At 69.7% G+C, this 24,563-nt stretch carries 25 protein-coding genes; 9 read left to right on the top strand and 16 right to left on the bottom strand.

Annotated elements, in window-relative coordinates:
* The first annotated feature begins 1 nt into the window (after position 1).
* The 3 genes from KI385_RS15960 (at position 2) to era (ending at position 2,323) form a co-directional block, all read left to right on the top strand.
* Positions 2-835: a helix-turn-helix transcriptional regulator gene (locus tag KI385_RS15960; RefSeq protein ID WP_238577708.1), complete on the top strand. Its 834-nt coding sequence runs from the start codon at positions 2-4 to the stop codon at positions 833-835.
* Between the two features lie 46 nt (positions 836-881).
* Positions 882-1,241 (top strand): cytidine deaminase, encoded by a 360-nt coding sequence (locus tag KI385_RS15955; RefSeq protein ID WP_238572882.1) that lies wholly within the window; start codon positions 882-884, stop codon positions 1,239-1,241.
* Between the two features lie 143 nt (positions 1,242-1,384).
* On the top strand, positions 1,385-2,323 hold the full coding sequence (gene era / locus KI385_RS15950) for a GTPase Era (protein ID WP_128506085.1): 939 nt from the start codon (positions 1,385-1,387) through the stop codon (positions 2,321-2,323).
* Between the two features lie 64 nt (positions 2,324-2,387).
* On the opposite strand, the gene KI385_RS15945 is transcribed toward era, so the two are convergent.
* From KI385_RS15945 to KI385_RS15930, 4 genes are all read right to left on the bottom strand, one after another.
* Positions 2,388-3,638: an MFS transporter gene (locus tag KI385_RS15945; RefSeq protein ID WP_238572881.1), complete on the bottom strand. Its 1,251-nt coding sequence runs from the start codon at positions 3,636-3,638 to the stop codon at positions 2,388-2,390.
* Entirely contained in the window at positions 3,635-5,005 is a 1,371-nt protein-coding gene (locus tag KI385_RS15940) for a GH1 family beta-glucosidase (RefSeq protein WP_238572880.1), read from the bottom strand. Before KI385_RS15940 ends, KI385_RS15945 begins: the two co-directional genes overlap by 4 nt.
* Before the next feature lie 61 nt (positions 5,006-5,066).
* On the bottom strand, positions 5,067-5,333 hold the full coding sequence (locus tag KI385_RS15935) for a protealysin inhibitor emfourin (protein WP_238572879.1): 267 nt from the start codon (positions 5,331-5,333) through the stop codon (positions 5,067-5,069).
* A gap of 285 nt (positions 5,334-5,618) precedes the next feature.
* Entirely contained in the window at positions 5,619-6,710 is a 1,092-nt protein-coding gene (locus KI385_RS15930) for a M4 family metallopeptidase (RefSeq protein ID WP_238572878.1), read from the bottom strand.
* A 322-nt stretch (positions 6,711-7,032) separates the two neighbouring features.
* On the opposite strand from KI385_RS15930, the gene leuA reads away from it, so the two are divergent.
* The 3 genes from leuA to KI385_RS15915 all read left to right on the top strand — a co-directional run bounded on the left by leuA (position 7,033) and on the right by KI385_RS15915 (position 10,969).
* Positions 7,033-8,811, top strand: a complete 1,779-nt coding sequence (gene leuA / locus KI385_RS15925; protein ID WP_238572877.1) for a 2-isopropylmalate synthase — start codon at positions 7,033-7,035, stop codon at positions 8,809-8,811.
* Between the two features lie 185 nt (positions 8,812-8,996).
* Complete coding sequence (locus tag KI385_RS15920; protein WP_238572876.1) at positions 8,997-10,028, top strand: SGNH/GDSL hydrolase family protein; 1,032 nt, start codon at positions 8,997-8,999, stop codon at positions 10,026-10,028.
* 233 nt (positions 10,029-10,261) lie between these two features.
* A complete protein-coding gene (locus KI385_RS15915) occupies positions 10,262-10,969 on the top strand; it encodes a TerB family tellurite resistance protein (RefSeq protein ID WP_238572875.1) in 708 nt (235 codons plus the stop codon).
* A gap of 127 nt (positions 10,970-11,096) precedes the next feature.
* Here the strand turns inward: KI385_RS15915 and KI385_RS15910 are convergent, their stop codons facing one another.
* The 8 genes from KI385_RS15910 to KI385_RS15875 all read right to left on the bottom strand — a co-directional run bounded on the left by KI385_RS15910 (position 11,097) and on the right by KI385_RS15875 (position 17,828).
* Entirely contained in the window at positions 11,097-12,332 is a 1,236-nt protein-coding gene (locus KI385_RS15910; protein ID WP_238572874.1) for a cytochrome P450 family protein, read from the bottom strand.
* The gene (locus KI385_RS15905; protein WP_238572873.1) at positions 12,248-13,624 is read right to left on the bottom strand and encodes a cytochrome P450; all 1,377 of its coding nucleotides are present in this window, start codon (positions 13,622-13,624) and stop codon (positions 12,248-12,250) included. The genes KI385_RS15910 and KI385_RS15905 overlap by 85 nt, the downstream gene beginning before the upstream one ends.
* Complete coding sequence (locus KI385_RS15900; protein WP_397879772.1) at positions 13,621-14,253, bottom strand: GTP-binding protein; 633 nt, start codon at positions 14,251-14,253, stop codon at positions 13,621-13,623. Before KI385_RS15900 ends, KI385_RS15905 begins: the two co-directional genes overlap by 4 nt.
* Positions 14,228-14,590, bottom strand: a complete 363-nt coding sequence (locus tag KI385_RS15895) for a DUF742 domain-containing protein (RefSeq protein WP_238572872.1) — start codon at positions 14,588-14,590, stop codon at positions 14,228-14,230. Before KI385_RS15895 ends, KI385_RS15900 begins: the two co-directional genes overlap by 26 nt.
* Positions 14,587-15,015 (bottom strand): roadblock/LC7 domain-containing protein, encoded by a 429-nt coding sequence (locus KI385_RS15890; RefSeq protein ID WP_128506106.1) that lies wholly within the window; start codon positions 15,013-15,015, stop codon positions 14,587-14,589. The genes KI385_RS15895 and KI385_RS15890 overlap by 4 nt, the downstream gene beginning before the upstream one ends.
* The gene (locus KI385_RS15885; protein WP_238572871.1) at positions 15,012-16,469 is read right to left on the bottom strand and encodes an ATP-binding protein; all 1,458 of its coding nucleotides are present in this window, start codon (positions 16,467-16,469) and stop codon (positions 15,012-15,014) included. Before KI385_RS15885 ends, KI385_RS15890 begins: the two co-directional genes overlap by 4 nt.
* Positions 16,470-16,722: 253 nt before the next feature.
* Positions 16,723-17,013: a DUF397 domain-containing protein gene (locus KI385_RS15880; protein ID WP_238572870.1), complete on the bottom strand. Its 291-nt coding sequence runs from the start codon at positions 17,011-17,013 to the stop codon at positions 16,723-16,725.
* Positions 16,995-17,828, bottom strand: coding sequence for a helix-turn-helix domain-containing protein (locus KI385_RS15875; protein ID WP_238572869.1), 834 nt, complete (start codon positions 17,826-17,828; stop codon positions 16,995-16,997). The genes KI385_RS15880 and KI385_RS15875 overlap by 19 nt, the downstream gene beginning before the upstream one ends.
* 134 nt (positions 17,829-17,962) lie before the next feature.
* Between KI385_RS15875 and recO the strand changes: the two genes are divergently transcribed.
* Entirely contained in the window at positions 17,963-18,709 is a 747-nt protein-coding gene (recO, locus tag KI385_RS15870) for a DNA repair protein RecO (protein WP_238572868.1), read from the top strand.
* 108 nt (positions 18,710-18,817) lie between these two features.
* Positions 18,818-19,636 (top strand): isoprenyl transferase, encoded by an 819-nt coding sequence (locus KI385_RS15865; RefSeq protein WP_238572867.1) that lies wholly within the window; start codon positions 18,818-18,820, stop codon positions 19,634-19,636.
* A gap of 75 nt (positions 19,637-19,711) precedes the next feature.
* Here KI385_RS15865 and KI385_RS15860 read toward each other — a convergent pair whose 3' ends face one another.
* From KI385_RS15860 to KI385_RS15845, 4 genes are all read right to left on the bottom strand, one after another.
* Positions 19,712-20,140 carry a Fur family transcriptional regulator gene (locus tag KI385_RS15860; RefSeq protein ID WP_238572866.1) on the bottom strand — a complete coding sequence of 143 codons (429 nt, stop codon included), beginning with the start codon at positions 20,138-20,140 and terminating at the stop codon, positions 19,712-19,714.
* A gap of 122 nt (positions 20,141-20,262) precedes the next feature.
* Complete coding sequence (locus KI385_RS15855; protein WP_238572865.1) at positions 20,263-21,159, bottom strand: metal ABC transporter permease; 897 nt, start codon at positions 21,157-21,159, stop codon at positions 20,263-20,265.
* A gap of 14 nt (positions 21,160-21,173) precedes the next feature.
* Positions 21,174-21,953 carry a metal ABC transporter ATP-binding protein gene (locus KI385_RS15850; RefSeq protein WP_238572864.1) on the bottom strand — a complete coding sequence of 260 codons (780 nt, stop codon included), beginning with the start codon at positions 21,951-21,953 and terminating at the stop codon, positions 21,174-21,176.
* Positions 21,954-21,994: 41 nt separating this feature from the next.
* A complete protein-coding gene (locus KI385_RS15845) occupies positions 21,995-22,957 on the bottom strand; it encodes a metal ABC transporter substrate-binding protein (protein WP_238572863.1) in 963 nt (320 codons plus the stop codon).
* A gap of 210 nt (positions 22,958-23,167) precedes the next feature.
* On the opposite strand from KI385_RS15845, the gene KI385_RS15840 reads away from it, so the two are divergent.
* Positions 23,168-24,550 carry a glycine--tRNA ligase gene (locus KI385_RS15840; protein WP_238572862.1) on the top strand — a complete coding sequence of 461 codons (1,383 nt, stop codon included), beginning with the start codon at positions 23,168-23,170 and terminating at the stop codon, positions 24,548-24,550.
* The last annotated feature ends 13 nt before the right edge of the window (positions 24,551-24,563 follow it).

Genomic DNA, 24,563 nt, shown 5'->3' with positions numbered 1-24,563 from the left:
GATGAGCCGTCGGGCCCGGGTCACCCCGGCCGAGGCGGGCCTGCCCGACGGCGGCCGCCGCCGTACGCCGGGGCTGCGCCGCGAGGAGGTCGCCGTCCTCGCCGGGGTCGGCGCGTCCTGGTACCAGTGGCTGGAGCAGGGCCGCGACATCACCGTCTCGCCGCAGGTCCTGGACTCGGTCGCCCGGGTACTGCGGCTCAGCGGCGCCGAGCGACGGCATCTGTACGTCCTGGCGGGGCTGAACCCGCCGCTGCGGCAGGACGCCGAGGACCTGGACCTGGGGCCGACGGATGTGTGCGCGGGCCTGCAGCGGCTGATCGACGCCTGGATGCCGTTCCCGGCGCACATCATGGACCCGTACTGGAACACCATCGCCTACAACGAGTCGGCGCATCTGGTCCTGGGCCACGGCCGCCCCGGCACCTCGCTGAACTGCCTGATCGCGTTCTTCACCGACCCCGTCTACCGTGCGCGGGCCGCCAGTTGGGAGGCGAACGCGCCGCTGGTCGTCGCGCAGTACCGTGCCGCCTGCTCGGCGCGGCCCGGTGACGAGGGCTTCGGGGCGGTCGTCCGCGAGACCGCCTCGCTCAGCGCGGAGTTCGCCGGACTGTGGGCGCGCGGCGATGTGCAGGACGGCGGCCAGCTCCACAAGGAGATGGACCATCCGCTGGTCGGCGCGCTGCTCTTCGAGACCACCCAGCTGCGGATCCCGGTCCGGCCCGACCTGAACATCGTGCTGCACAACCCGCGCCCGGAGACGGACACCGCGGCGAAACTGGAGTGGCTCACCTCGCCGGAGGGCCGGCGCGGGGGGATGTACTCGGTGGCGGGGTGACCGCCCCTTGCCCCCGTCCCCTAAGGGCCCGCATATGCTCGCCCGTATGAGCGAAGCCGCACCGCTGGACCCCGAAGACCGCAAGATCATCACGCTCGCGCGCTCGGCGCGGGCCCGTAACGGTGTGCCCGAGGGTGCCGCCGTACGCGACGAGACCGGCCGCACCTATGTCGCCGGCACGGTCGCCCTGGACTCGCTACAGCTCAGCGCGCTGCAGACGGCCGTCGCGATGGCCGTCGCCAGCGGCGCCACGTCGCTGGAGGCCGCGGCCGTGGTCACCGAAGCCGAGCGCGCCACCGACGCGGACCGCGCGGCCGTACGGGACCTCGGCGGCCCCGCGACGCCCGTCCTGGTCGCCGGCCTCGACGGCACCCTGCGCAGCACCGTCCCGGCGGGCGACGCGTAACCCCGCACGGTAGCCGTACGACGGCGACGGGGCGGCCGCCCGGCACCGGAGGGCCGCCCCGGCAGGGTCCGTCTCCGGGGCCCGCGACGGGGTCCGGGTCCGGGTGGTCGGAGTGACGGCCGGGATCGGGGAGAATGGGCGCCATGAGCGTTCGTACAGACTCCTCCGCCCCGCACCGGTCCGGCTTCGCGTGCTTCGTCGGTCGCCCCAACGCGGGCAAGTCCACCCTGACGAACGCTCTCGTCGGCACGAAGGTGGCCATCACCTCCAACCGCCCGCAGACCACCCGTCACACGGTGCGCGGCATCGTGCACCGCCCCGAGGCCCAGCTGGTCCTGGTCGACACCCCTGGTCTGCACAAGCCGCGCACCCTGCTCGGTGAGCGGCTGAACGACATCGTCCGCACCACCTGGTCCGAGGTCGATGTGATCGGCTTCTGTCTGCCCGCCGACCAGAAGCTCGGCCCGGGCGACCGCTATATCGCCGGCGAGCTGGCCGAGATCAAGAAGACCCCCAAGGTCGCCATCGTCACCAAGACCGACCTGGTCGACTCCAAGGCGCTGGCCGCCCAGCTGATCGCCATCGATCAGCTCGGCAAGGAGCTGGGCATCGAGTGGGCCGAGATCATCCCGGTCTCGGCGGTCGGTGACACCCAGGTGTCGCTCCTCGCCGACCTGCTCGTCCCGCTCCTCCCGGAGGGCCCGGCGCTCTACCCGGAGGGCGACCTCACCGACGAGCCCGAGCAGGTCATGGTCGCCGAGCTGATCCGTGAGGCCGCGCTGGAGGGCGTACGCGACGAGCTGCCGCACTCCATCGCGGTGGTCGTCGAGGAGATGCTGCCGCGCGAGGACCGCCCCGCCGACAAGCCGCTGCTCGACATCCACGCCAATGTCTACATCGAGCGCCCCAGCCAGAAGGGGATCATCATCGGCCCCAAGGGCAAGCGCTTGAAGGAGGTCGGCACCAAGTCCCGCAAGCACATCGAGGCGCTGCTCGGTACGCCGGTCTTCCTGGACCTGCATGTCAAGGTCGCCAAGGACTGGCAGCGGGACCCCAAGCAGCTGCGGAAGCTGGGGTTCTGAGGCCGGACGGCCGCTGTTCGGCTTCCAGGGGCCGGCCGGCTTCCGCGCCCGGCCCCGGGGGCCGTCATTCCACGCCCCGGATCCTTCGTACGAGCAACGCCCCCATCAGCCCGACGGCCGCCGCGACGCCGTACAGCACCCGGTAGCCGCCGAGGTGCTGCACGATCGGCGCGGCCAGCGCCGGGGCGGCCACCTGTGGCAGCGAGTTGGCGATATTGATGACGCCGAGGTCCTTGCCGCGGTGCGCGGCGGCCGGCAGCACATCCGTCATCAGCGCGAAGTCGACGGAGGTGAAGACGCCGAACCCGACCCCGAGCAGCGCCGCGGCACACAGCGCGCCCGCCCAGGTCTGCCATACGGCCAGCAGCACTGTGGCCCCCGTCATGATCACCCCCGCCCACCGTACGAACGGCTGCCGTCGCCCGATCCGGTCCGACCAGATCCCTCCGACGACGACCGTGCCCAGCAAGGTCACACCGTTGACCGCGGTCAGCAGCAGCACCCCGCCGCCGGGGTCCGGCCGGTGCAGCACATCCCGCAGGTAGTACAGCAAATACAGCAGCGCCAGCGAGTTCCCGAGGTTGATCAGAAACCGGGTCAGCCAGGCCCAGCCCAGGTCGGGATGGCGGCGCGGGCTGATCCAGAACCCGGCGAGAAAGGCCCGCCCGGTCAGCGCCGGCCGTCGCTCGGCCGGCAGCACCGGGTCCCGGTGCATCAGCACGTACGGGAGGGTGCCCAGCACCGCGAAGGCCGCGCAGGCGACGTACCCCCAGGTCACCCCGCCGGCAAGCGTCGCCAGCCCCGTACCGGCCACCACCCCCAGGATCTGCGCGGCCCCCAGCCATCCGCCCACCGATCCGCGCTGCCGGTGCGGCACCCGGTCGGGCACGGCCGCGGTGATCGCCGCGAACGCCGCGTTGAGGGTGAGCTGCACCAGGCACCACCCCACCGCCATCACCGGCACCGTGCCCGCCCCCGCCAGCAGCACCAGGGCGGCGGCCCCGCCCAGCACGCCCGCCACGATCCACGGGGTACGCCGCCCGAACCGCGAGGTCGTACGGTCCGACAGCGCCCCGAACAACGGGTTGCAGACCATCGAGACGACGGCCCCCATCCCCGTCACCCACGCCAGCACCGACTCCTTCGGCATCCCCGGCGGCGCAAGCTCCGCGGCCTGTAGGGCCAGCAGTATCTGCAGCGGCCCGTACCACCCGACCCAGATGGCGCCGTTCGCCAGCGACAGCGTGGCGGTCCAGCCGCCCCCGACCCGCTCCGACGGCTCCGCGAGTGCGTCCGGAGCCGCTGCGGCACTCATCCCCGGGCCTGCTCCCGCAGCGCATCCCGCAGCCAGTGGTACGACGCCTTGGGCGTACGCACCTGGGTCGCGTAGTCCACATGCACCAGCCCGAACCGCCGCGCGTACCCCTCCGCCCATTCGAAGTTGTCCAGCAGCGACCACACGAAGTACCCCCGCACATCGACCCCGGCCGCCATCGCCGCGTGCAGCGCCCTGAGGTGACCGTCGAGAAACGCGATGCGCTTCGTGTCCTCGATCCCCTCGTAGGAGCAGCCGTTCTCGGTGATCACGACGGGCGGCAACCTGTCGCCGTACCGCTCCCGGAACGACACCAACAGCTCGGTCAGCGCCTCCGGCACCACCGGCCATCCGAAATCCGTCCGCGGATACCCTTCGATCTCCCTGGGGGCGAAGGGGAGTTCCGCCGGCAGCCGGATCCCACCGAAGTGGGACGCGCCGGCTCCCTCCGGGTCCGGGGCTCCCACCAACGTCGGCTGGTAGTAATTCACGCCGTACCAGTCCAACGGCTCCGAAATGACCTTCAGGTCGTCCGCCACCGGCCCCGGCAACAGCCCGGCCAGCTCCTCGTCCGGATACCGCCCCAGCAGCACCGGCTCCGCGAACAACCGGTTGAGCAGCAGGTCGTAGAGGTCCGCCGCCGCCGTGTCCGCCTCCTTCGCCGAAGCCGCCCAGGTCGGCCCGTGCGAATTGGCCATCCCGATGCTCGTGGCCCCGCGGGCCCGCAAGGCCTGCACGGCCAGACCGTGCCCCAGCAGCTGGTGGTGCGCGGCGGGCAATGCGTCGAACAGCAACTCCCGCCCGGGCGCATGCTGCCCCAACCCGTAGCCCAGCAAGGTCAGTTCGGCCGGCTCATTGAGCGTGATCCAGCGCTCCACCCGGTCCCCGAGCCGCCCCGCCACCGCCTCCGCGTACGCCGCGAAATGCTCGGCCGTCTCCCGTACGAGCCATCCGCCGCGTTCCTCCAGCGCCTGCGGGGTATCCCAGTGGAACAGCGTCGGCACGGGCTTGACCCCCGCCGCCAGCAACGCGTCCACCAGCCGGTCGTAGAAGTCCAGCCCGGCCCCGTTGACCGCCCCGCTGCCGTCCGGCACGACCCGCGGCCAGGCCACCGAAAACCGGTAGGCCCCGACCCCGAGCCCCTTGAGCAGCTCCACATCCTCCGGGTACCGGTGGTAGTGGTCGGTCGCCACCCGGGCGTCCGACCCGTCCTTGATCCGCCCCGTCCGTGCCGCGAACACATCCCAGGCGGACCGCCCCCGTCCGTCCTCCTCCACCGCGCCCTCGATCTGCGCGGCGGATGTCGACACCCCCCACTCGAAGTCGCGGGGGAATCGGGGCAGGGGTGACGCCGGCGCGGTAGTCATGCCTGGATCTTTGTAACCGGCGGTAACAGTGTCAAGAGGCAGGCGTTGAACGGAAGTTGGGCTATGAGCCTTCCTTCATCACTCGTGTGATCAGCGTGCGCTGCTCGTCCGTGAGGCGCGGGTCGGAGCAGTACACCGTCCGGCCGTCGACCGTGATCTGGTAGCTGTAGCCGTCCGGGACGCCGACGGGGGGCTCGCTGTGGGCGGTGGCGACGGCCTGTTCGGCAAGGGTCTGCCAGTCGGCGGCGTCGGGGCGGTCCGAGGTGTCGATCTCGGCGCGGCGGTCGATGGCGGCGAAGCCGCCGGTGCGGTGGACATGAATACGCATATCGGGCTCCTCCGGCGTCCTTCGACGTCCTTACGACGGGCTCCTACCCCCTTAGGGGGTGTCTTTCGGATCAGGGCGGGCTCGCGGGGCCTGGCACGCACGCTCGCCGTGTTGTCGTCACTCGCCGACGCTCCGCGTCGACTCCCTCCTCCGCCTTGCGATCGCACGCACCAGGCCCCGCTCCCTGATCCGCCCTGATCCGAAAGACACCCCCTAGGCCCACGGTAAGCGTGCCCGGGGCGGGAGCGCCTCCTGGCCGCGCCCCCGCCCCGGCCGTGCCTCCCGCTACTTCGGGGTGATCCCGACCTGCGTCCAGGCCTTCACCGCCGCCTCGTGCTCGCCGGCGCCGAAGCGGGCGTGGGCGGCGGCGATGGTGAGGGACGCGAAGTCGGCGAACTGGGCGTCCTTGGCGAGGTTGCCGCCGGTCAGGACGTCGTACCAGACCTGACCCGCGCGCTCCCAGGCCTTGCCGCCGACGGCGGTCGCGAACAGGTAGAAGGCGTGGTTGGGGATGCCGGAGTTGATGTGTACGCCACCGTTGTCGTCGGTGGTGTGGACGTAGTCCTTCATGGCGGCCGGCTGCGGGTCCTTGCCGAGGACATCGTCGTCGTACGCCGTACCGGGGGCCTTCATGGAGCGCAGGGCCTTGCCGGTGACGTTCGGGCCGAGCAGGTCGGCGCCGATCAGCCAGTCGGCCTGGTCGGCGGTCTGGCCGAGGGCGTACTGCTTGATCAGGACGCCGAAGACGTCGGAGACGGACTCGTTGAGGGCGCCGGACTGGCCCTGGTAGTCGAGGTTGGCGGTGTACTGCGTGACACCGTGCGTGAGCTCATGGCCGATGACGTCCACGGGGATGGTGAAGTCCCGGAAGAGGTCGTTGTCGCCGTCGCCGAAGACCATCCGCTCGCCGTCCCAGAAGGCGTTGTCGTACTTCTCGCCGTAGTGGACGGTGGCGTTGAGCGGCAGGCCGGCGCCGTCGATGGACTTACGGCCGTAGATCTTGAGGTAGAGCTCGAAGGTGGCGCCGAGGCCGGCGTGCGCGCGGTTGACGGAGGCGTCCTGGGAGGGGCCGTCGGATTCCGAGCGGACCTTCTTGCCAGGCAGGTGTGCCTGGTGTTCGGCGTCGTAGATGGTGCGGTTGGGCTTGTCGGCGCCGGCGTCGGGCTCCCCGGGGGTGAGGCCGCGGGCGGCGATCTCGCGGCGCTGGGTGCGCCGGACGTGGTCGTGCTCCAGGGTGCGGCGGGCGGGCTCGTGCCGGGCGGGGTCGTCGGACTGGGCCAGGTTGTCGAGGATGTGCGGGGGGATGATCGTGCAGAAGACGGGTGAGTCCGGGGTGGCGGAGGCGGTGGCCTTTTTGGCCGAGTCGTTGAGGTCCATGGACAAACGGTGGCACTGTGTAGTCCCGGTGTCACTGCCTGCGGTCGAGATTCCCGAATATGTGTGGTTCATCGCATTTCGGCCGTAAAGTCGGTTCCGGTCCGCATACTGATACGCACCCGCCCCTCAGGGCGTACCTCAGCTAGGGTGCTGTGCATCATGCGTTTCGGGCTGCTTCTCCTTAGCTGCCGCGGCGAGGGCCTGTAGTCGAGGCCGACCCCCTCCCCGCGGAGTTCGGTGTTGCGAATTTCGCCCCGTCGGCCTTCCCCGAGCTCCTACGGAGCAGGGGAACCCCGCGGACATACGAGGAGCCCCACGCACCATGACGAATCCGTCGAGCCCCGCAGCCAATGCCGTCGGCCGCCGTACCCCGGTCACCAACGCGACGCAGCTGCAGCGGCCCTCCGGTATGCCGATCCACAAGTACGGCCGCTACGAGGCCGTGGACATCCCCGACCGCGCGTGGCCGGACAACCGCATCACGGTCGCGCCCCGCTGGCTCTCCACCGACCTGCGGGACGGCAACCAGGCGCTGATCGACCCGATGTCGCCGGCCCGTAAGCGCGAGATGTTCGATCTGCTGGTGCGCATGGGCTACAAGGAGATCGAGGTCGGCTTCCCGTCCTCCGGGGAGACGGACTTCGCGTTCGTCCGCTCCATCATCGAAGAGGGCGCGATCCCCGAGGACGTGACGATCTCCGTCCTGACGCAGGCCCGCGAGGAGCTGATCGAGCGGACGGTGGAGTCGCTGCGGGGTGCCCACCGCGCCACCGTCCACCTGTACAACGCGACCGCCCCGACCTTCCGCCGGGTCGTCTTCCGCGGCTCGAAGGAGCAGGTCAAGCAGATCGCGGTGGACGGCACGCGGCTGGTCATGGAGTACGCCGACAAGATCCTCGGCAACGAGACGATCTTCGGCTACCAGTACAGCCCGGAGATCTTCACCGACACCGAGCTGGACTTCGCGCTGGAGGTCTGTGAGGCGGTCTGTGACGTCTGGCAGCCCGAGGAGGGCCGCGAGATCATCCTGAACCTGCCCGCCACCGTCGAGCGTTCGACGCCGTCCACGCACGCCGACCGCTTCGAGTGGATGTCGCGCAACCTGTCCCGGCGCGAGCACGTATGCCTGTCCGTACACCCGCACAACGACCGGGGCACCGCGGTCGCCGCCGCCGAGCTGGCGATCATGGCGGGCGCGGACCGTATCGAGGGCTGTCTGTTCGGGCAGGGCGAGCGCACCGGCAATGTCGACCTGGTGACGCTGGGCATGAACCTGTTCTCCCAGGGCGTCGACCCGCAGATCGACTTCTCGCAGATCGACGAGATCCGTCGCACCAGCGAGTACTGCAACCAGATGGAGGTCCACCCGCGCCACCCCTACGCGGGCGACCTGGTCTACACCGCCTTCTCCGGCTCCCACCAGGACGCCATCAAGAAGGGCTTCGACGCCATGGAGGCCGAGGCGGCCGCCGCCGGCAAGACCGTGGACGAGATCGAGTGGGCGGTGCCGTACCTGCCCATCGACCCCAAGGACGTCGGCCGCTCCTACGAGGCCGTCATCCGCGTCAACTCGCAGTCCGGCAAGGGCGGTATCGCCTACGTCCTGAAGAACGACCACAAGCTGGACCTGCCGCGCCGGATGCAGATCGAGTTCTCCCGGATCATCCAGGAGAAGACCGACGCCGAGGGCGGCGAGGTCACCCCGGGCGTCATCTGGTCCGTCTTCCAGGACGAGTACCTGCCCAACCCCGAGAACCCGTGGGGCCGCGTCCAGGTCAAGACCGGCCAGACCACGACGGACCGCGACGGCATCGACGCGCTCACCGTCGAGGCGGTCGTCGACGGCCAGGACACCGTCCTGACGGGCTCCGGCAACGGTCCGATCTCCGCGTTCTTCGACGCCCTCCAGGGCATCGGCATCGATGTGCGCCTGCTGGACTACCAGGAGCACACGATGAGCGAGGGCGCCTCCGCGCAGGCCGCCTCGTACATCGAGTGCGCGATCGGCGACAAGGTGCTGTGGGGCATCGGCATCGACGCGAACACGACGCGTGCGTCGCTGAAGGCCGTCGTCTCCGCGGTCAACCGCGCCGGGCGCTGACCCGGTCGGCAGCTTCCCACCGCGCCCCCGTCGCTCACTCCGAGCGGCGGGGGCGCGGTTGTGCGCCGGGGCCACCTGAAGGTGGGGTTTGAAAATCCAGGTCGGTAACTCTCCGTAATTCTCCGGTACGTTCGGTGATGAGCGCCAGTCGGACAGGCCGTGGCGCGGACATCAAGGACGTGCAGATGACCAGATTTCGCATGCCCGCACACTTCCGGCTCGCCCTGGCCGGGGTCGCCGCCCTCGCCCTGATGGGATCCGCCCTCGCTCCGGCGGCGTCCGGGACCCCGGCCGATGCGGTGGACCGTCCCGAGTACGTGGCGCTCGGCGACTCGTACAGCGCCGGAGTGTTCGTCCGCCCCTGGGACGCGAGCGACGGCTGTGGCCGCTCCGCACGCAACTACCCCCACCAGGTCGCCGAGCAGCTCGGGTTCGAGCTGACGGATGTGACCTGCGGGGCCGCCGAGGTGATCGACGGGGTCCTGGCGCCCCAGCCGCCATCCAAGATCTACGGGCCGCCGTCGATCCCGCCCCCGGGCGGCTGGGAGGAACAGGACCCGCAGATCGAGGCGCTGTCCCCCGACACGGATTATGTGACCGTCGGCATCGGCGGTAACTCCCTCGGCTTCGGGGCCATCGTGACCAAGTGCATCGAGCTGGGGATCACCCAGCCCTTTGAGACCACGCCCTGCACGAAGTACTACACCAACGGTGGTGCGGGGGAGGGCTGGCTGAACGGGAAGTTCGCCGAGCTCGAACGCGACTTCGGCCACATGATGTCGGCGATCCACGCCCACGCGCCGCACGCGAAGGTGGCCGTCGTCGGCTATCCCGCCATCGTCCCGGACAACTCCGGCTGCAGTTTCCTGCACTGGAACCAGCTCGGCAGCATCAAGAAGGGCGATATGCCCTGGCTGGACGGGCTCGAAGGCGACCTCAACGGCCTGCTCGAAAGGCACGCGGACAAGCCACGCACGACCTACGTCGACGTATACGGCCCCAGCGTGGAGCACGGGGTGTGCGAGAGCGGGCACGCGAAGTGGATGTATGGGATCCGTGACAACCTCACGGGTGACGGCGACCAGACCGACCCGCCTTCGGAGGCATGCAGCGAAATCCCCGGTACCGGCGAGGCCTGTACCTTCGTCCACCCCAACGCCCGGGGTCTGGACAACCAGGCGCGTCAAGTGACCAAGGCGCTGACCTCGGAAGGCTGACGCGGATCCGGCCTTTGTGCGGCGTCAAAGGGCCCCGCCTTCCTCCACCCGGAGGGGCGGAGCCCTGTGCCATCCGGCCAGTTGTCCGATACGAGGTGCTGACGCCGCATCAATGATGTGGCTAACATCACGTCCAATACGGCGACGGGGTCATGGTGGTATTCCCCCAGCTACCGCTGGGGACCCCCACCCGTGCCTTGAGGGGTACGGGGGAGTTACGGAGGGCTGACGCGATGCACAAGATGTGTGTGATGGGTGTGCGCACGTCCTGGCGTACCGTCGCCGATGGCGAGTTCTTCTGTCCGGACTGCGGCGGCGACCGCAACTATCTCCGCAGGACCGGCCAACGCCGCCTCACCGTCCTCGGTGTCCCGATCCTCTCCCGAGGCGTCACCGGCCCGGTCCTGGAGTGTTCCGCCTGTCACGGCCACTTCGGCCTGGACGCGCTCGACCACCCCACCACCGTCCGCTTCTCCGCGATGCTCAGGGACGCCGTCCACACCATCACCCTCGCGCTGCTGGCCGCCGGCGGCACCTCCTCCCGCGCCGTCCGCGACACCGCCGTCGACACGGTCCGCGCGGCCGGCTTCACGGACTGCTCCGAGGACCAGCTGCTCACCCTCCTCGCCGCCCTCGCCGCCGACACCGGCCGGCTGACCGGCACCTACGACGCGGTGACCGGCGGCCACTGCGGCCACCACGGTCTCGACCCGTGCGGCACCGCGCTGGCCATAGAGCTCCATGAGTCGCTGGAGCCACTGGCCCCCCATCTCGCCCCCGCCGGCCGGGAGTCGCTGCTCCTCCAGGGCGCACGGATCGCGCTCGCCGACGGCTCCTACACGCCCGCCGAGCGCGAGGTCCTCACCACCGTGGGCGGTGCGCTGATGCTCCGCCCCGCCGACACCGAGCGGTTGCTGACGGCGGCGCGTACGCCGTCCTGAGCGCGGCAGCCGTTTCATCAGCGCGGCCGCCGTTCCATCGGAACGACCCCGCCACCAAGAACGAGGTGACGGGGTCGTCTGCCGGGAACGGCCGCGGAGGTGCCGGAGCCCCCGTCGCAGCCCGGACTCAGCTGGACGTCAGCCGGACCGGCAAGCCGCGCAGACCGCCCGAGATGAAGCCGCTCGTGGGCTCCAATTCCTCGGCCGGTACGGCAAGTTGGAGGTCGGGGAAGCGGGCGAAGAGCGCCGGGAGGGCGATCCGGGCCTCCATACGGGCCAGTGGGGCGCCGAGGCAGTGGTGGACACCGTGGCCGAAGGCGAGGTGTTCCTGCCCGGTGCGCCGGATGTCGTATGCGGCGGCCGTGTCGCCGTGGAATCCGGGGTCACGCCCGGCCCCCGCGTACGCCGGAAGGATGGCCTCGCCCTTGCGGATGGTGGGACCGCCCGGGATCTCGATGTCCTCCACGGCGAAGCGGAGCGGGAGGTTGGCGATGCTGGGGGACCAGCGGAGCGTCTCCTCGATGACGGAGTTCCACGGGACCTGCCCCGACAGCACCAGCCTGAGCTGGTCGGGGTGGGTGAGCAGTGCGTACACGGCGTTGCCCAGCAGATCGACGGTGGTCTCGTGGCCGGCGCCGATGACGAGCAGGAGGGTGTCCAGGAGCTCCTGCTCGGTCATCCGCTGCCCCTCGTCGTCCCGGGCGGAGACGAGGAGGCTGGTCAGGTCGTCGGCGGGCTGCTCGCGCTTGGCGTCGACCAGGCCGCTCAGCAGCGTATAGACGGCCGCGGCGGTGGCGCCCGCCTGCTCCGGGGTGGCCGTGGTGTCCATGATGGCCTCGACGAGGCGGGCCAGTTCGGCGCGCGGCTCGCCCTCCGGGAAACCGAAGAGCTCGCAGATGACCTGCATGGGCAGCGGGTGGGCGAAGCGCTCACGGAGGTCCACGGGCGCGCCCGCGGGGTGCTGTGCGAGGTCGTCCAGCAGAGCCTGCGTGATGCGCTCCACGCGCGGCAGCATGGCGTCCGTGCGGCGGGCGGTGAACGCCGGGGCGATCAGCTTGCGCAGCCGCCGGTGGTCGGCGCCGTACGCGGTGAACATGTTGGTGACGCCGATCCACGACTGCAGCCAGCTGTTGCGGATCTCCTCGCGCTGCCAGGCCGGCCAGTGATCCCGGGGGTTCTTGGAGACCCGGTCGTCGGTCAGCAGCTCCTTGAGCAGGGTGTGGCTGGTGACCGACCAGGCCTCGATACCGCCGGGGAGTTCGACCAGCGCGGCCGGGCCTAGCTCGCGGAGGCGGGCTGCCTCTCCGTGGATATCGCTTCCGACCGGGTCGATGACGTAGGGCTGCTGTCCCTGTTGTGCCACGGAGTGGCTCCTGCCTGGTCGGGGGTGATGGGGGTGAAGCGGGCCGGGAGCGCGACGAGGGCCCGGTGGAAGGCACCGTTGCGCCACTCCAACTCGCCTGCGTCCACGGCCAGTTCGATGTCGGAGAGCCAGGCGGTGAGCCGCTCGATGGCGGTGGTGGCGATCAGCAGCGCATACCGCTTCCCGGGGCAGGCGTGCGGGCCGGCCGCCCACGCCAGGTGCGAGCCGCCGCCCGAGCCGGGCGTCCCCTGGGACGTGGTGTCGAACTGGCTGTTGGCGGCCGCGTACGACACCATCACCAGCTGGCCCTTGCGCACCCAGGTGCCGTGGAAGAAGACATCACGGACCGGGAAGTGGGCCGAGTAGTTGGCCATCGGCGGGTCGTTCCACAGCACCTCGTTGATGGCGTCGTGCGCGGTCAGCGCGCCACCGGTCAGGGTGTGGTAGTAGCGGTCGTCGGAGAGCATCCGCGACAGCGCGTTGCCGATGAGGTTGGCGAGCGGTTCGTTGCCGGCGCCCACCGTGAGGATGATGTTGTGGATCAGCTCTTCGTCGTTGAGCGCGTTGGGGTGATCCATGAACCAGGACGTCAGGTCCGCCCCGCGCTGCGCCTTCTTCGCACCGACCAGCTCCACGATGTAGCGGGTGAACGCGTCGTTGGCGGCGGCCGCCTCCTCCGGGGAGGCGCCGTCCAGCATCCCCGCGATGGCGTCGATGAGCCGGTCGCTGTACGAGTCCGGCAGCCCGAAGAGGTTGTTGAACATCAGCAGCGGGATCAGCCGCGCATAGTCGGCGATCAGATCGACCTCGCCGTGTGCGCCGAAGCGCTGGATCAGGGTGTCAGCGGCGTGGTGGACACGGGCGCGCAGCTCATGCGGCTCGACGAGCCGCAAGCTGTCGACGATGACATCCCGGTAGCGGACGTGCGCCGGCCCATCGCTCCAGAAGACGTTGGGGCGCCACATCAGCATCGGCATGACCGGGGTGTCCGGCGGGACGGTGGTCATCCACTCCCGGGAGTCCTTGGACCAGGTGGTGTCGTCGTGCAGCAGGTCGAGCGCCGCCCGGTAGTCGGTGACCAGCATCGCGGTCACATCGGGCGCGATCTCGACCGGCGCCAGCGCGCCGTACTGCCGCAGATGCGCGTAGGTGCGGTGCGGGTCGGCGGCGAACTCCGGACCGTAGAGCTTCACCGGCGTCTGCGCGTCGGGGTGGGCCGGTGCCTGCGGTGCCGCGGCGTGCGCCGGGCAGCCCGGTGGCGGTGCGGCTCCCGGCTGGTGCGGGGAAGTCACGGGTTCGGGTTCTCCTCAGGAGTGTGGGCCAGGACATGTCCGACGAGCGCGATCAGCGCATCGACGGACTGCTGCCGGTCGCGGGCATCGCACAGCACCAGCGGCGTCTCGGGGTGCAGATCGAGCGCCTCGCGGAGCTTTTCGACGTCGTACTGGGGCGCGTCGGGGAAGGTGTTGACCGCGACGGCATAGCGCAGCCCGGCCTCCTCGACGATGTCCATCACCTCGAAGGAGTCCGCCAGCCGGCGGGTGTCCGCGAGGACGAGGGCGCCCAGTGCGCCGCGGGCGATGTCCTGCCACAGGGGCCGGAAGCGCTTTTGTCCGGGCGTGCCGAACAGATACAGCACCAGGTCCCCGGGCAGGGTCAGCCGCCCGAAGTCGATGGCGACGGTGGTGGTGGTCTTCTCCCGGACACCGGCGAGATCGTCGACGATCGCGCCGGTCTGGGTCATGACCTCTTCGGTGTGCAGCGGCGGGGTTTCCGACAGCGCACGGATGAGCGTGGTCTTGCCGACCCCGAACGGGCCCGCGACCAGCAGCTTGACCAGCGTCTGGTTGTCGCCGGAGAGGTACATGTTGCCGGTGCTCGCGCCGGTGCCGGCGCTAGCACTTGAGAGAGCGGAGTCCATCGAGAACCCTCTCCAGGATGTGCCGGTCGAATTGCTCGGCTTCGGGAATGGGGACACGGGCGTGCAGCCGCCCGGCATCGACAAGGTCGGCCACCAGCACCTTCACCACGCTGACGGGCAGGTGAAGGTGGGCGGCGACCTCGGCCAGAGACAGCGCCCCGGGCTCCAGGAGCTCCAGGATGCGGTGCTCTTCCGGGCGTACCTCGCTGGTGATCGGCATCCCCACGCCGTGCAGCAGGGTGAGCCGGTCCAAGGTGTTGCGGCTGGGCTGGGCGCGTCCGCCGGTCGCAAGATAGGCCGGTACGAGGCGCCTTCCGCTGCTCTGGCGCGGGGTCATGCCGGGTTACCGGTGCCCCGGGCCGGGCTGTTCATGACCTTGTTGCCCAGGGTCGTCACCTGGATCTGCATATGGTGCGCGACGACGCCCATGTTCACCTCCGGGTCGGCGAAGACGGCCAGGCAGGTGTTCTCGCCGGCCGGGATCGCGAAGACGAAGCCTTCGTCGGACTCGATGACGGTCTGCCGCAGCCGGGTGTCGTCCTTGCCGGCGAACGCCGCGGTGACGGCACGCCCCGCGCCCTGGAGCGCGGACATCATCGCGGCGACACCCTCGGCGGAGTCACGCTCCAGGCCTGGCGAGGCGCCCTCGATGAAGCCGTCGCCGGAGATGACGGCAGCGTGGATGACGTGCGGCAACTCCAGGAGAGGTGCCAGCACCCAGGACTTGTCCTCGGCAACACGGCGGCGGGTGGGGCTGTTCATGATTGGGCGTTCCCTTCGGGACTGCGAGGGGGTTCTGACTGAGCGGCGGCCCGGCCGGTTTCGGTGCCGCGCTGGAGCGCGGCCCAGCGGGTTCCGGTCTCCTCCGGGGAGCGCTCGGGAAACGATTCGGTGCGCGAGGCACTTTCATCGAGTTCGGATACGGGCTTACGGCGGCGCCGGCGCGGGAGTTCACCCTCGGCCGGGGCGGCCGGCGGCGCGGGATCGAACCGGTCGGCCTGGCGCGGCGCCGGCGCGGTGGCCGGGGCGGGTGCTGCGGCCGGGGCGGGAGCGGTGGGAGCGGACGCCGTGGCGCCGGTCGGCAGCATGGAGGCGGACCGGTCCGGCACACCGGAACGGTGCGGCAGGGGGGCCATCACGGACATGGGCTGGGCGCTCTCGTCGAGGACGGTGAGGAGGGGGTCGCCCGGGATGTACACGACCGCGCGCACGCCGCCGTACGGCGACGGCTCGACATGCACGCCGTAGCCGTATTGGCGCACCAGCTGGCCGGCCGCCGCGAAACCGGACCGCGGCGGGTCACCGAGCTGGGTGAGCAGCATGTTGTCGTCGCCCGCCAGCAGCTCCATGGCCGCCTTGATCTCGTCGTCGTGCATACCGACGCCGTAGTCGTCGATGATGACCGAGGCGCCGCGGTTGCCCTGCTGGAGGGTGACGGTGACGGGCAGTTCACGGTGCGAGTGGTGCAGCGCGTTGGCCAGCAGCTCGGTGACGGTGATCGCGATCGGCTCGACGGCCCGCGCGACGACGGCGACCGGGTCGCGCAGCTGATTGCTGATCGTGACGCGCTCGTAGCCGCGCAGCCGGGAGCTGGCGCCGACGACCAGCTCGGCGAGGTAGGAGTCCTCCCGGGTCAGCCCCGGCCAGGCGCCGCACACGACACCGGTGGCCTGAATACGCCGCAGCGCCTGCTCGTTGAGGAAGTCGGCGTTCAGCAGGTCCTGGGCGACGTCCGGGTCGTCGTAGCGGTGCTGCATCTCCTGAAGCGCCGTCTGGAGCTGGTAGAGCAGCGCCTGGATGGTGGTGGTCGCGCCCCGGAGTGTGGACTGCGCGGCCGCGTCGACGCGGGTCCGCTCGCTGGTGATGGCCTCGCCGACCTGCTCCAGTACGGCGCTCAGCGCCTGGTCGGTCTCCGACCCGGCGAACCGCGCGTCCAGCAGCCCCCGCACGGGCACATGCGGGTGGGCCAGCGCCATCGTCAGATCGGGGAGCCGGGTCCCGGCCAGATGCAGGATCTCGGCCTCGGTGGCGCGCAACCGGGCCGACAGCTCCGTATTGCTGTGGAGCGTGGCGCTGTTCTGTTCCTCAGCGGAGGCAAGGCGCGCTCTCAGGGCTTTGCGCTGTCCGCTCGCCCGGACCGAGAGCGCCGCCAGGACCACGGCGGCGGCCGTACCTGCGCTGAGGCACCACAACAGCGCCTCCGGTATGGATGTCATCGAGATCCTCAATTGGGGTACTGACTGGGTCGGCCGGCCATCACGGCGTCGTGTCGCCGAACATTCACGGGATGCTACCGGGCAGTTGACGTGCCGTGAGGGGCAGATCCGAGGGGCGACTGAGAAGTACGGAAGGTCGCCTTCCGCCCGCGATGACCCGGACCATAACGTGATGTGACCCTGTCATCCAGAGGATGGCAGGGCCAGGGTGTGACGGTTTTGTGTGCCTGGTGAGGGGCTTGTTGAGGGCGAGTCAGACGGTCCGGAATTGGCCGTCTTTGACGCCTTCGATGAAGGCGGACCAGGGTGTGGCGGGGAACACGATCGCCGGGCCGTGCGGGGTCTTGCTGTCACGGACGGGGACGAGGCCGGGGAGGTCGTCCGAGACCTCGATGCAGTTGCCGCCCTCGCCGTTGCTGTAGCTGCTCTTGCGCCAGGTGGCGGCGCCGGGGAAGTCTTGGGCGACCTCGATGCAGTTGCCGCCGTGCTCGTCGCTGTAGCTGCTCTTCCGCCACTGAGCGGTGCTCAGGTCGTACTCGCGCATCGTCTGTAGTCCTCCACCGCAGATTCGATCAGGGTCAGGGACGCCTCCGGCGACAGTGCGGCGGCCCTGAACAGATCGTAAGCCTCCTGTGCACGCTTCACTACGGCAGGATCGTCCAGCAAATTCCCCGAATACGCGCCTTCTGTATAGGCAGTTGGCGGGGCGTCCTTGAACTCCATGAGTCGCAGCGACTTGCCCATGAGCGGATACGCCCCCGCAGCGAACGGGAGGACCTGCAGCAGGATCTTTCGCTCGCGCACGAGCTGCGCGATGTGCTCCAGCTCTTCGGCCATGACGGCTGGACCACCCACTGGCACCCGAAGCACGGCCTCGTGCAGCACCGTCCAATACACGGGGCGGGTAGCGTCCTTGAGGATGGCCGCCCGGTCGAGGCGGGCGCGGGTCACGCCCTCGATGTCCTTGTCCGTCGCGAACGGGTTGCCCGCGACCACGAACTCCTGCGTGTACGCCGCTGTCTGGAGCAGCCCCGGCACGATCATGGGCTCGAACTCGCAGATCTTCGTGGCAAGCCGCTCCAGCTCCGCGACCGGCGCGAAGTAGGACGTGTACGGCGACGCTTCCAGCAGCTTCCGGCACAGCCGCTCGAAAAACCCATCGGTTTGCAGAACCTCGTCGATCTGGATTGCCGTGTCCAGTCGAGGCTGGCGTTCCGCGGACTCGAACCTGCTGATTAACGCGCGGGACACGAACAGCTGCTGCGACAGCTCCTCCTGGGTCAGGCCGGCTCCCTCCCGCCGGCTCTTGAGTTCCGAACCCCAGAATTCCCACCCGATCTGTTGCGAAGCGTTGGCCATGGGCCATACCCCCTTGTGCTGTACAGCAGTCGTAGCGCTGCTCTCCTTGCTCAGCGTAGTTCCGCAGCGTCACGCCGCGTGTGCGAACAGTGAAGCCGCTCACCCCTCCCCGCCCATGCGCGAGAATGGGCGCCATGAGTCTGTTCCGCGACGACGGCATCGTGCTGCGCACCCAGAAGCTGGGTGAGGCGGACCGGATCATCACGCTGCTCACCCGTGGCCACGGGCGGGTCCGGGCCGTGGCGCGTGGGGTGCGACGGACGAAGTCGAAGTTCGGGGCGCGGCTGGAGCCGTTCTCGCATGTGGATGTGCAGTTCTATTCGCGCGGCAGCGAGCTGGTGGGGCGCGGGCTGCCGCTGTGTACGCAGAGCGAGACGATCGCCCCGTACGGTGGCGGGATCGTCACCGACTACGCCCGCTACACGGCCGGCACCGCGATGCTGGAGACCGCCGAGCGTTTCACCGACCACGAGGGCGAGCCGGCCGTACAGCAGTATCTGCTGCTGGTCGGCGGGCTGCGGACGCTGGCCCGCGGCGAGCACGCACCGCATCTGGTGCTGGACGCCTTCCTGCTGCGCTCGCTCGCGGTGAACGGTTATGCGCCAAGTTTTGAGAGCTGTGCACGGTGCGGGCTGCCCGGTCCCAACCGGTTCTTCTCGGTGGCGGCGGGCGGTGTGATCTGCGGGGACTGCCGGGTGCCGGGGAGCGTCGTACCCTCCTCGGAGGCCATTGGGCTCCTGAGCGCGCTGCTGACGGGCGACTGGGAGACCGCGGACGCCTGCGAGGCGCGCCATGCCCGCGAGGGCAGCGGGCTGGTCACGGCGTATCTGCACTGGCATCTGGAGCGGGGCCTGCGCTCCCTCCGGTACGTAGAGCAGTAGAGCTACGTACAGCAGTAGAGCAGTAGAGCAGTAGAGCAGTAGAGCAGTAGAGCAACAGACAAAGCGAAAACGAACCCCTCGAAGCGACACATAGGAGACGTGGGCCGCATGGCACGACGCGGGATTCTGGGCCGTAATCGGCGCGAGTACGAGAGGCCCGAGCCGCACCCCTCCGGTGCCCGGCCGCCGAAGATCCCCGGTGAGCTCGTCCCGAACCATGTGGCCGTCGTCATGGACGGCAACGGCCGATGGGCCAAGGAGCGCGGGCTGCCGCGCACCGAGGGCCACAAGGTCGGCGAGGGTGTCGTTCTGGACGTCCTCAAGGGCTGCATCGAGATGGGCGTGAAGAACCTTTCGCTGTACGCCTTCTCGACGGAGAACTGGAAGCGGTCGCCCGACGAGGTCAAGTTCCTGATGAACTTCAATCGGGATGTGATCCGGCGCCGCCGGGACGAGATGGACGCGCTGGGTATTCGTATCCGGTGGGTCGGCCGGATGCCGAAGCTGTGGAAGTCCGTGGTGCAGGAGCTCCAGATCGCCCAGGAGCAGACCAAGAACAACGACGCGATGACGCTGTATTTCTGCGTGAATTACGGCGGGCGCGCGGAGATCGCGGATGCGGCGGCGGCGATTGCCGCAGACGTGAAGGCCGGGAAGCTGGACCCGTCGAAGGTCAATGAGAAGACCATCGCGAAGTACATGTACTACCCGGACATGCCGGATGTGGATCTCTTTGTCCGGCCGTCCGGTGAGCAGCGGACCTCGAATTACCTGATCTGGCAGAGCGCCTATGCCGAGATGGTTTTCCAGGACATTCTGTGGCCGGACTTCGACCGGCGGAATCTGTGGGACGCGTGCCTGGAGTACGCGAAGCGGGACCGCAGGTTCGGGGCGGCGCCGGAGCCCGACGGGCGGTCGGCCACCTGAGAACAGCGAGAACGGGCCGCCTCCGTAGTCATCGGAGGCGGCCCGTTCTCGTGTGTGTCGGCGTCCGGGGCGTGTTCAGTGCTCCTTGCCGGAGCGGTCGGCGCAGTCGCCGCACGTCCCGAAGATCTCGATCGTGTGCGCCACGTCCCGGAAGCCGTGCTCGGTGGCGATCTGGTCGGCCCACTTCTCCACCGCGGGGCCCTCGACCTCGACGGCCTTGCCGCAGGCCCGGCACACCAGGTGATGGTGGTGGTCGTCGGTGCTGCACCGACGGTAGACCGCCTCGCCGTCGCTGGTGCGCAGCACATCGACCTCGCCGGCGTCCGCGAGCGACTGCAGCGTCCGGTAGACGGTGGTCAGCCCGACCGAGTCGCCCCGGTGCTTGAGCATGTCGTGCAGCTCCTGGGCGCTGCGGAACTCGTCCACCTCGTCGAGTGCGGCCGACACCGCGGTCCGTTGCCGCGTCGACCGGCCGCGTACCGGAGAACCCGCGCTCGTCGCCACCGTTGCCTCCCTAAGGCCTCAGGACTTCCCCCTGCAATGCGTCCCGCCATTGTGCCAGGTGATGACCGGGGTCCCGGTGGGACGCTTACGCGTACCTCTACCTGCCGACACGGCGGTACCCACTAGCCGCTCACGCTGACGTCGTCGGGGGTACGGCTGCCGGGTACCTCCAGGGTGCACCCCTTGGCGGCCTCAGCGGCAGCCCTGGCGCGCTTTTTCGCCAGTGGGTCGGCGAGCGCGGTGAAGATCACGAACAGTCCGATGGCGAACAGCACGATCGTCGCACCGGACGGCACGTCCACGTAGTACGAGGTGGTGGTGCCCGTAAGGGTGACGGCGACACCGATCGCGACGGACACCGCGAAGGTGACGGCGAAGCTGCGGCTGATCTGCTGGGCGGCCGCGACCGGGATCACCATCAGGGCGCTGACCAGCAGCAGGCCGACGACGCGCATGGCGACGGCGACGGTGACCGCGGCGGTGACCGCGACCAGGAGGTTCAGCAGGCGCACCGGCAGGCCCGTCACCCGGGCGAACTCCTCGTCCTGGCAGACCGCGAACAGCTGGCGGCGCAGCCCGACCGTGATCGCCAGCACCAGGCCGGCGAGGACATAGATCGTCGTCATGTCCTGCGGCGAGACGGTGGTGATCGAGCCGAAGAGGTAGGTACCGAGGTTGGCGTTGGAGCCGGCGTCGGAGAGGTTCATCAGCATCACACCGCCCGCCATACCGCCGTAGAACAGCATGGCCAGCGCGAGGTCGCCGCGGGTCTTGCCGTACCAGCGGATCAGTTCCATGGCGATGGAGCCGGCGATGGCGACGGCGGTGGCGACCCAGACGGGGCTGGTGTTGAGCATGAAGCCGAGGCCGACGCCGGTGAGGGCGACATGGCCGATGCCGTCGCCCATCAGGGCCTGGCGGCGCTGGACGAGGTAGATGCCGATGGCGGGGGCGGTGATGCCGACGATCAGGGCGGCGATCAGGGCCCGCTGCATGAAGGCGTAGTTCAGGATTTCCATGAGCTCAGCGGCCCCTAGCTCAGCAGGCCGGTACGGATCGGCTCCGCGGCGGCGTCGGCGTGCGGGTGGACATGGTCGTGGCCGGGCAGGGCGTGCTGGCCCACGGCCTCGGGCGGCGGGCCGTCGTGGACGACGCAGCCGTCCCGCAGCACCACCGCGCGGTCGATCAGCGGCTCCAACGGGCCGAGCTCGTGCAGCACGAGCAGGACCGTGGTGCCCCGGCCGACCTGCTCGCGCAGGGCGCTCGCCAGCACCTCCTGGCTGGCCAGGTCGACGCCGGCCATCGGCTCGTCCATGATCAGCAGTTCCGGTTCGCCGGCCAGCGCGCGGGCGATCAGCACGCGCTGGTGCTGTCCTCCGGAGAGCGCGTTGACGGAGTCCTTGGCGCGGTCGGCCATCCCGACCAGCTCCAGCGCACGGTGCACCGCGGCCCGGTCGGCCTTGCGCAGGATGCCCAGCTTCGTACGGGCCAGCCGGCCGGCCGTGACGACCTCGCGGACGGTGGCGGGGACACCGCCGGCCGCGGTGGTGCGCTGCGGCACGTAGCCGATCCGGGCCCAGTCCCTGAACCGGCGGAACGGCGTACCGAAGAGGGACAGCTCGCCGCCGGTGAGCGGGACCTGGCCGATCACGGACCGTACGGCGGTGGACTTGCCGGAGCCGTTGGCGCCGAGCAGCGCGACGACCTCACCGGTGCGGACGGTGAGGTCGACGCCGCGCAGCACGGGGCGGGCGCCCAGCGAGGCGGTGGCGCCGCGCAGGTCGATGACCGGCTGGGGGAGCGACTGGTTCACGGTGACCTCCGTCACATGCCGGGGTGGTTGAGCGGGCCGGCTCACTTGCTGCCGAGGGCCTTCTGCAGCGCGGCGAGGTTGGCGCGCTGGACGCCGAAGTAGTCCTTGCCGCGGGACTTGGCGGTGATGCCCTCGAGCGGGTCGAGGACATCGGTCTTCAGGTGCAGATCGCCGGCCAGGGCCTTGGCGGTGGCCGGGTTGGCGATCGTCTCGAAGAAGATCGTGGAGACGTGGTGCTCGCCGGCGAGGGAGTGCAGGTCCCTGATGCGCTTGGCGCTGGGCTCGGACTCGGGGTCGAGGCCGCTGATGGCCTCCTCGGTGAGGCCGTAGCGCTCGGCGAGGTAGCCGAAGGCGGCGTGGGTGGTGATGAAGGTGTCGGACGCCCGCTTCTTCAGCCCGTCCTGGAACTCCTTGTTCAGCGCCTCCAGCTTCTTCACCAGGGCGTCGGTGTTCTTCTGGTACTCGGCCTTGTGGTCCGGGTCGGCCTTGGCGAGGGTCTTGCCCACGCCCTTGGCGACCTCGGCGTACTTCACGGGGTCGAGCCAGATGTGCGGGTCCTTGCCGCCCTCGGCCTCGGAGTGCGAGTGGTTGTCGCCGGTGGTGTGGTGGTGACCGTCGACCTCGGTGCCGTGCTCTTCGAGGGAGGTCAGGGCGGCGGCGTCGGCGACGTTCTCGACGCCGGACTGCTTGACCGCGTCGTCCACGGCGGGCTGCAGGCCCTTGAGGTAGACGATCGCGCCGGACTCGCCGAGCCGGCCGGTCTGCTGCGGGGTGAGCTCCAGGTCGTGCGGCTCGACGCCCGGCTTGGTGAGGTCGGCCACCTCGACGTGCTTCCCGCCGATCTGCTGGGCGAGGAATTCCATGGGGTAGAAGGACGCTGTCACCTTCAGCTTGCCGTCCGCGGTGTGCGTGCTGCCCGAGGGGGAGCAGGCGGACAGAGCCAGCAGGCCGAGCACCGAGGCTCCGGCGACGGCCGCGGTGGATATGTGACGGCGTATGTTCATGACACTCATTTTCAACAAAGTTGGAAACGATTGTCAACAAAGCGCGGGGTGGGTGTGAGCGGGACGACAGTCGCCGGAACCGATTTGGTCCGGGGGGCACGGCCGCCGGTACCCTGAACCATTCGCCCAGCCGTCTCCCCACCACCACCCCACACCGAGGCGCCAGGGCGCCGCCCATCCATCGTTCGTCGTCGTAATGAAGAGAGCACCGTGGCCGCCGACAAGATCGATACCATCGTCAGCCTGAGCAAGCGCCGTGGCTTCGTTTACCCCTGCAGTGAGATCTACGGCGGCTCGCGGGCTGCCTGGGACTACGGTCCGCTGGGTGTTGAGCTCAAGGAGAACATCAAGCGCCAGTGGTGGCGCTCCATGGTCACCTCGCGCGACGACGTCGTCGGTCTCGACTCGTCGGTGATCCTGGCCCCCGAGGTCTGGCAGGCGTCCGGCCACGTCGCCACCTTCACCGACCCGCTCACCGAGTGCACCTCCTGCCACAAGCGCTTCCGCGCCGACCACCTGGAGGAGGCGTACGAGGCCAAGCACGGCAAGCTCCCCGAGAACGGCCTCGTCGACATCAACTGCCCGCACTGCGGCAACAAGGGCGGCTTCACCGAGCCCAAGCAGTTCTCCGGCCTGCTCTCCACCCACCTCGGCCCGTCCCAGGACACCGCCTCGGTCGCCTACCTGCGCCCCGAGACCGCGCAGGGCATCTTCACCAACTTCGCCCAGGTGCAGCAGACTTCCCGCAAGAAGCCGCCGTTCGGCATCGCGCAGATGGGCAAGTCCTTCCGCAACGAGATCACGCCCGGCAACTTCATCTTCCGGACCCGCGAGTTCGAGCAGATGGAGATGGAGTTCTTCGTCAAGCCGGGCGAGGACGAGCAGTGGCAGGAGTACTGGATGGAGCAGCGGTGGAACTGGTACCGCGACCTCGGCATCCGCGAGGAGAACATCCGCTGGTACGAGCACCCCGCCGAGAAGCTCTCGCACTACTCCAAGCGCACCGCTGACATCGAGTACCGCTTCAACTTCGGCGGCACCGAGTTCTCCGAGCTGGAGGGTGTGGCCAACCGCACCGACTACGACCTCTCGGCGCACTCCAAGGCGTCCGGCCAGGACCTCTCGTACTTCGACCAGGAGGCCGGCGAGCGCTGGACTCCGTACGTCATCGAGCCGGCGGCAGGCGTGAACCGCGCCATGCTCGCCTTCATGCTCGACGCGTACATCGAGGACGAGGCGCCCAACGCCAAGGGCAAGATGGAGAAGCGCACCGTCATGCAGCTCGACCCGCGCCTGGCGCCGGTCAAGGTCGCGGTGCTGCCGCTGTCGCGCAACCCGCAGCTGTCGCCGAAGGCCAAGGGCCTCGCGACCGACCTGCGCAAGAACTGGAACATCGAGTTCGACGACGCGGGCGCGATCGGCCGCCGCTACCGTCGCCAGGACGAGATCGGCACCCCGTTCTGCGTCACGGTCGACTTCGACACCCTCGACGACAACGCGGTGACCGTGCGCGAGCGCGACACCATGAAGCAGGAGCGGGTGTCCCTGGACCAGATCCAGTCCTACCTGGGCGGGCGGCTGCTGGGCTGCTAAGCCCTTGCGGGGC

Source organism: Streptomyces inhibens (genome assembly GCF_022221585.1).
In the GTDB taxonomy this organism is placed as follows: domain Bacteria; phylum Actinomycetota; class Actinomycetes; order Streptomycetales; family Streptomycetaceae; genus Streptomyces; species Streptomyces inhibens.
The sequence above is the reverse complement of the archived record's forward strand: the minus strand, read 5'-3'. Positions and strand labels throughout refer to the sequence as shown.

Bases quoted from the DNA above. Each gene is read 5' to 3' on its own strand.
- KI385_RS15845 (WP_238572863.1), bottom strand. From the start codon at position 22,957: ATGAACATACGCCGTCACATATCCACCGCGGCCGTCGCCGGAGCCTCG.
- KI385_RS15900 (WP_397879772.1), bottom strand. From the start codon at position 14,253: ATGGACTCCGCTCTCTCAAGTGCTAGCGCCGGCACCGGCGCGAGCACC.
- KI385_RS15930 (WP_238572878.1), bottom strand. From the start codon at position 6,710: ATGGACCTCAACGACTCGGCCAAAAAGGCCACCGCCTCCGCCACCCCG.
- KI385_RS15890 (WP_128506106.1), bottom strand. From the start codon at position 15,015: ATGAACAGCCCCACCCGCCGCCGTGTTGCCGAGGACAAGTCCTGGGTG.
- KI385_RS15895 (WP_238572872.1), bottom strand. From the start codon at position 14,590: ATGACCCCGCGCCAGAGCAGCGGAAGGCGCCTCGTACCGGCCTATCTT.
- KI385_RS15875 (WP_238572869.1), bottom strand. From the start codon at position 17,828: ATGGCCAACGCTTCGCAACAGATCGGGTGGGAATTCTGGGGTTCGGAA.
- KI385_RS15955 (WP_238572882.1), top strand. From the start codon at position 882: ATGAGCGAAGCCGCACCGCTGGACCCCGAAGACCGCAAGATCATCACG.
- KI385_RS15920 (WP_238572876.1), top strand. From the start codon at position 8,997: ATGACCAGATTTCGCATGCCCGCACACTTCCGGCTCGCCCTGGCCGGG.
- KI385_RS15855 (WP_238572865.1), bottom strand. From the start codon at position 21,159: ATGGAAATCCTGAACTACGCCTTCATGCAGCGGGCCCTGATCGCCGCC.
- recO (WP_238572868.1), top strand. From the start codon at position 17,963: ATGAGTCTGTTCCGCGACGACGGCATCGTGCTGCGCACCCAGAAGCTG.
- KI385_RS15865 (WP_238572867.1), top strand. From the start codon at position 18,818: ATGGCACGACGCGGGATTCTGGGCCGTAATCGGCGCGAGTACGAGAGG.
- KI385_RS15915 (WP_238572875.1), top strand. From the start codon at position 10,262: ATGCACAAGATGTGTGTGATGGGTGTGCGCACGTCCTGGCGTACCGTC.
- KI385_RS15940 (WP_238572880.1), bottom strand. From the start codon at position 5,005: ATGACTACCGCGCCGGCGTCACCCCTGCCCCGATTCCCCCGCGACTTC.
- KI385_RS15945 (WP_238572881.1), bottom strand. From the start codon at position 3,638: ATGAGTGCCGCAGCGGCTCCGGACGCACTCGCGGAGCCGTCGGAGCGG.
- KI385_RS15935 (WP_238572879.1), bottom strand. From the start codon at position 5,333: ATGCGTATTCATGTCCACCGCACCGGCGGCTTCGCCGCCATCGACCGC.
- KI385_RS15960 (WP_238577708.1), top strand. From the start codon at position 2: ATGAGCCGTCGGGCCCGGGTCACCCCGGCCGAGGCGGGCCTGCCCGAC.
- era (WP_128506085.1), top strand. From the start codon at position 1,385: ATGAGCGTTCGTACAGACTCCTCCGCCCCGCACCGGTCCGGCTTCGCG.
- KI385_RS15885 (WP_238572871.1), bottom strand. From the start codon at position 16,469: ATGACATCCATACCGGAGGCGCTGTTGTGGTGCCTCAGCGCAGGTACG.
- KI385_RS15880 (WP_238572870.1), bottom strand. From the start codon at position 17,013: ATGCGCGAGTACGACCTGAGCACCGCTCAGTGGCGGAAGAGCAGCTAC.
- leuA (WP_238572877.1), top strand. From the start codon at position 7,033: ATGACGAATCCGTCGAGCCCCGCAGCCAATGCCGTCGGCCGCCGTACC.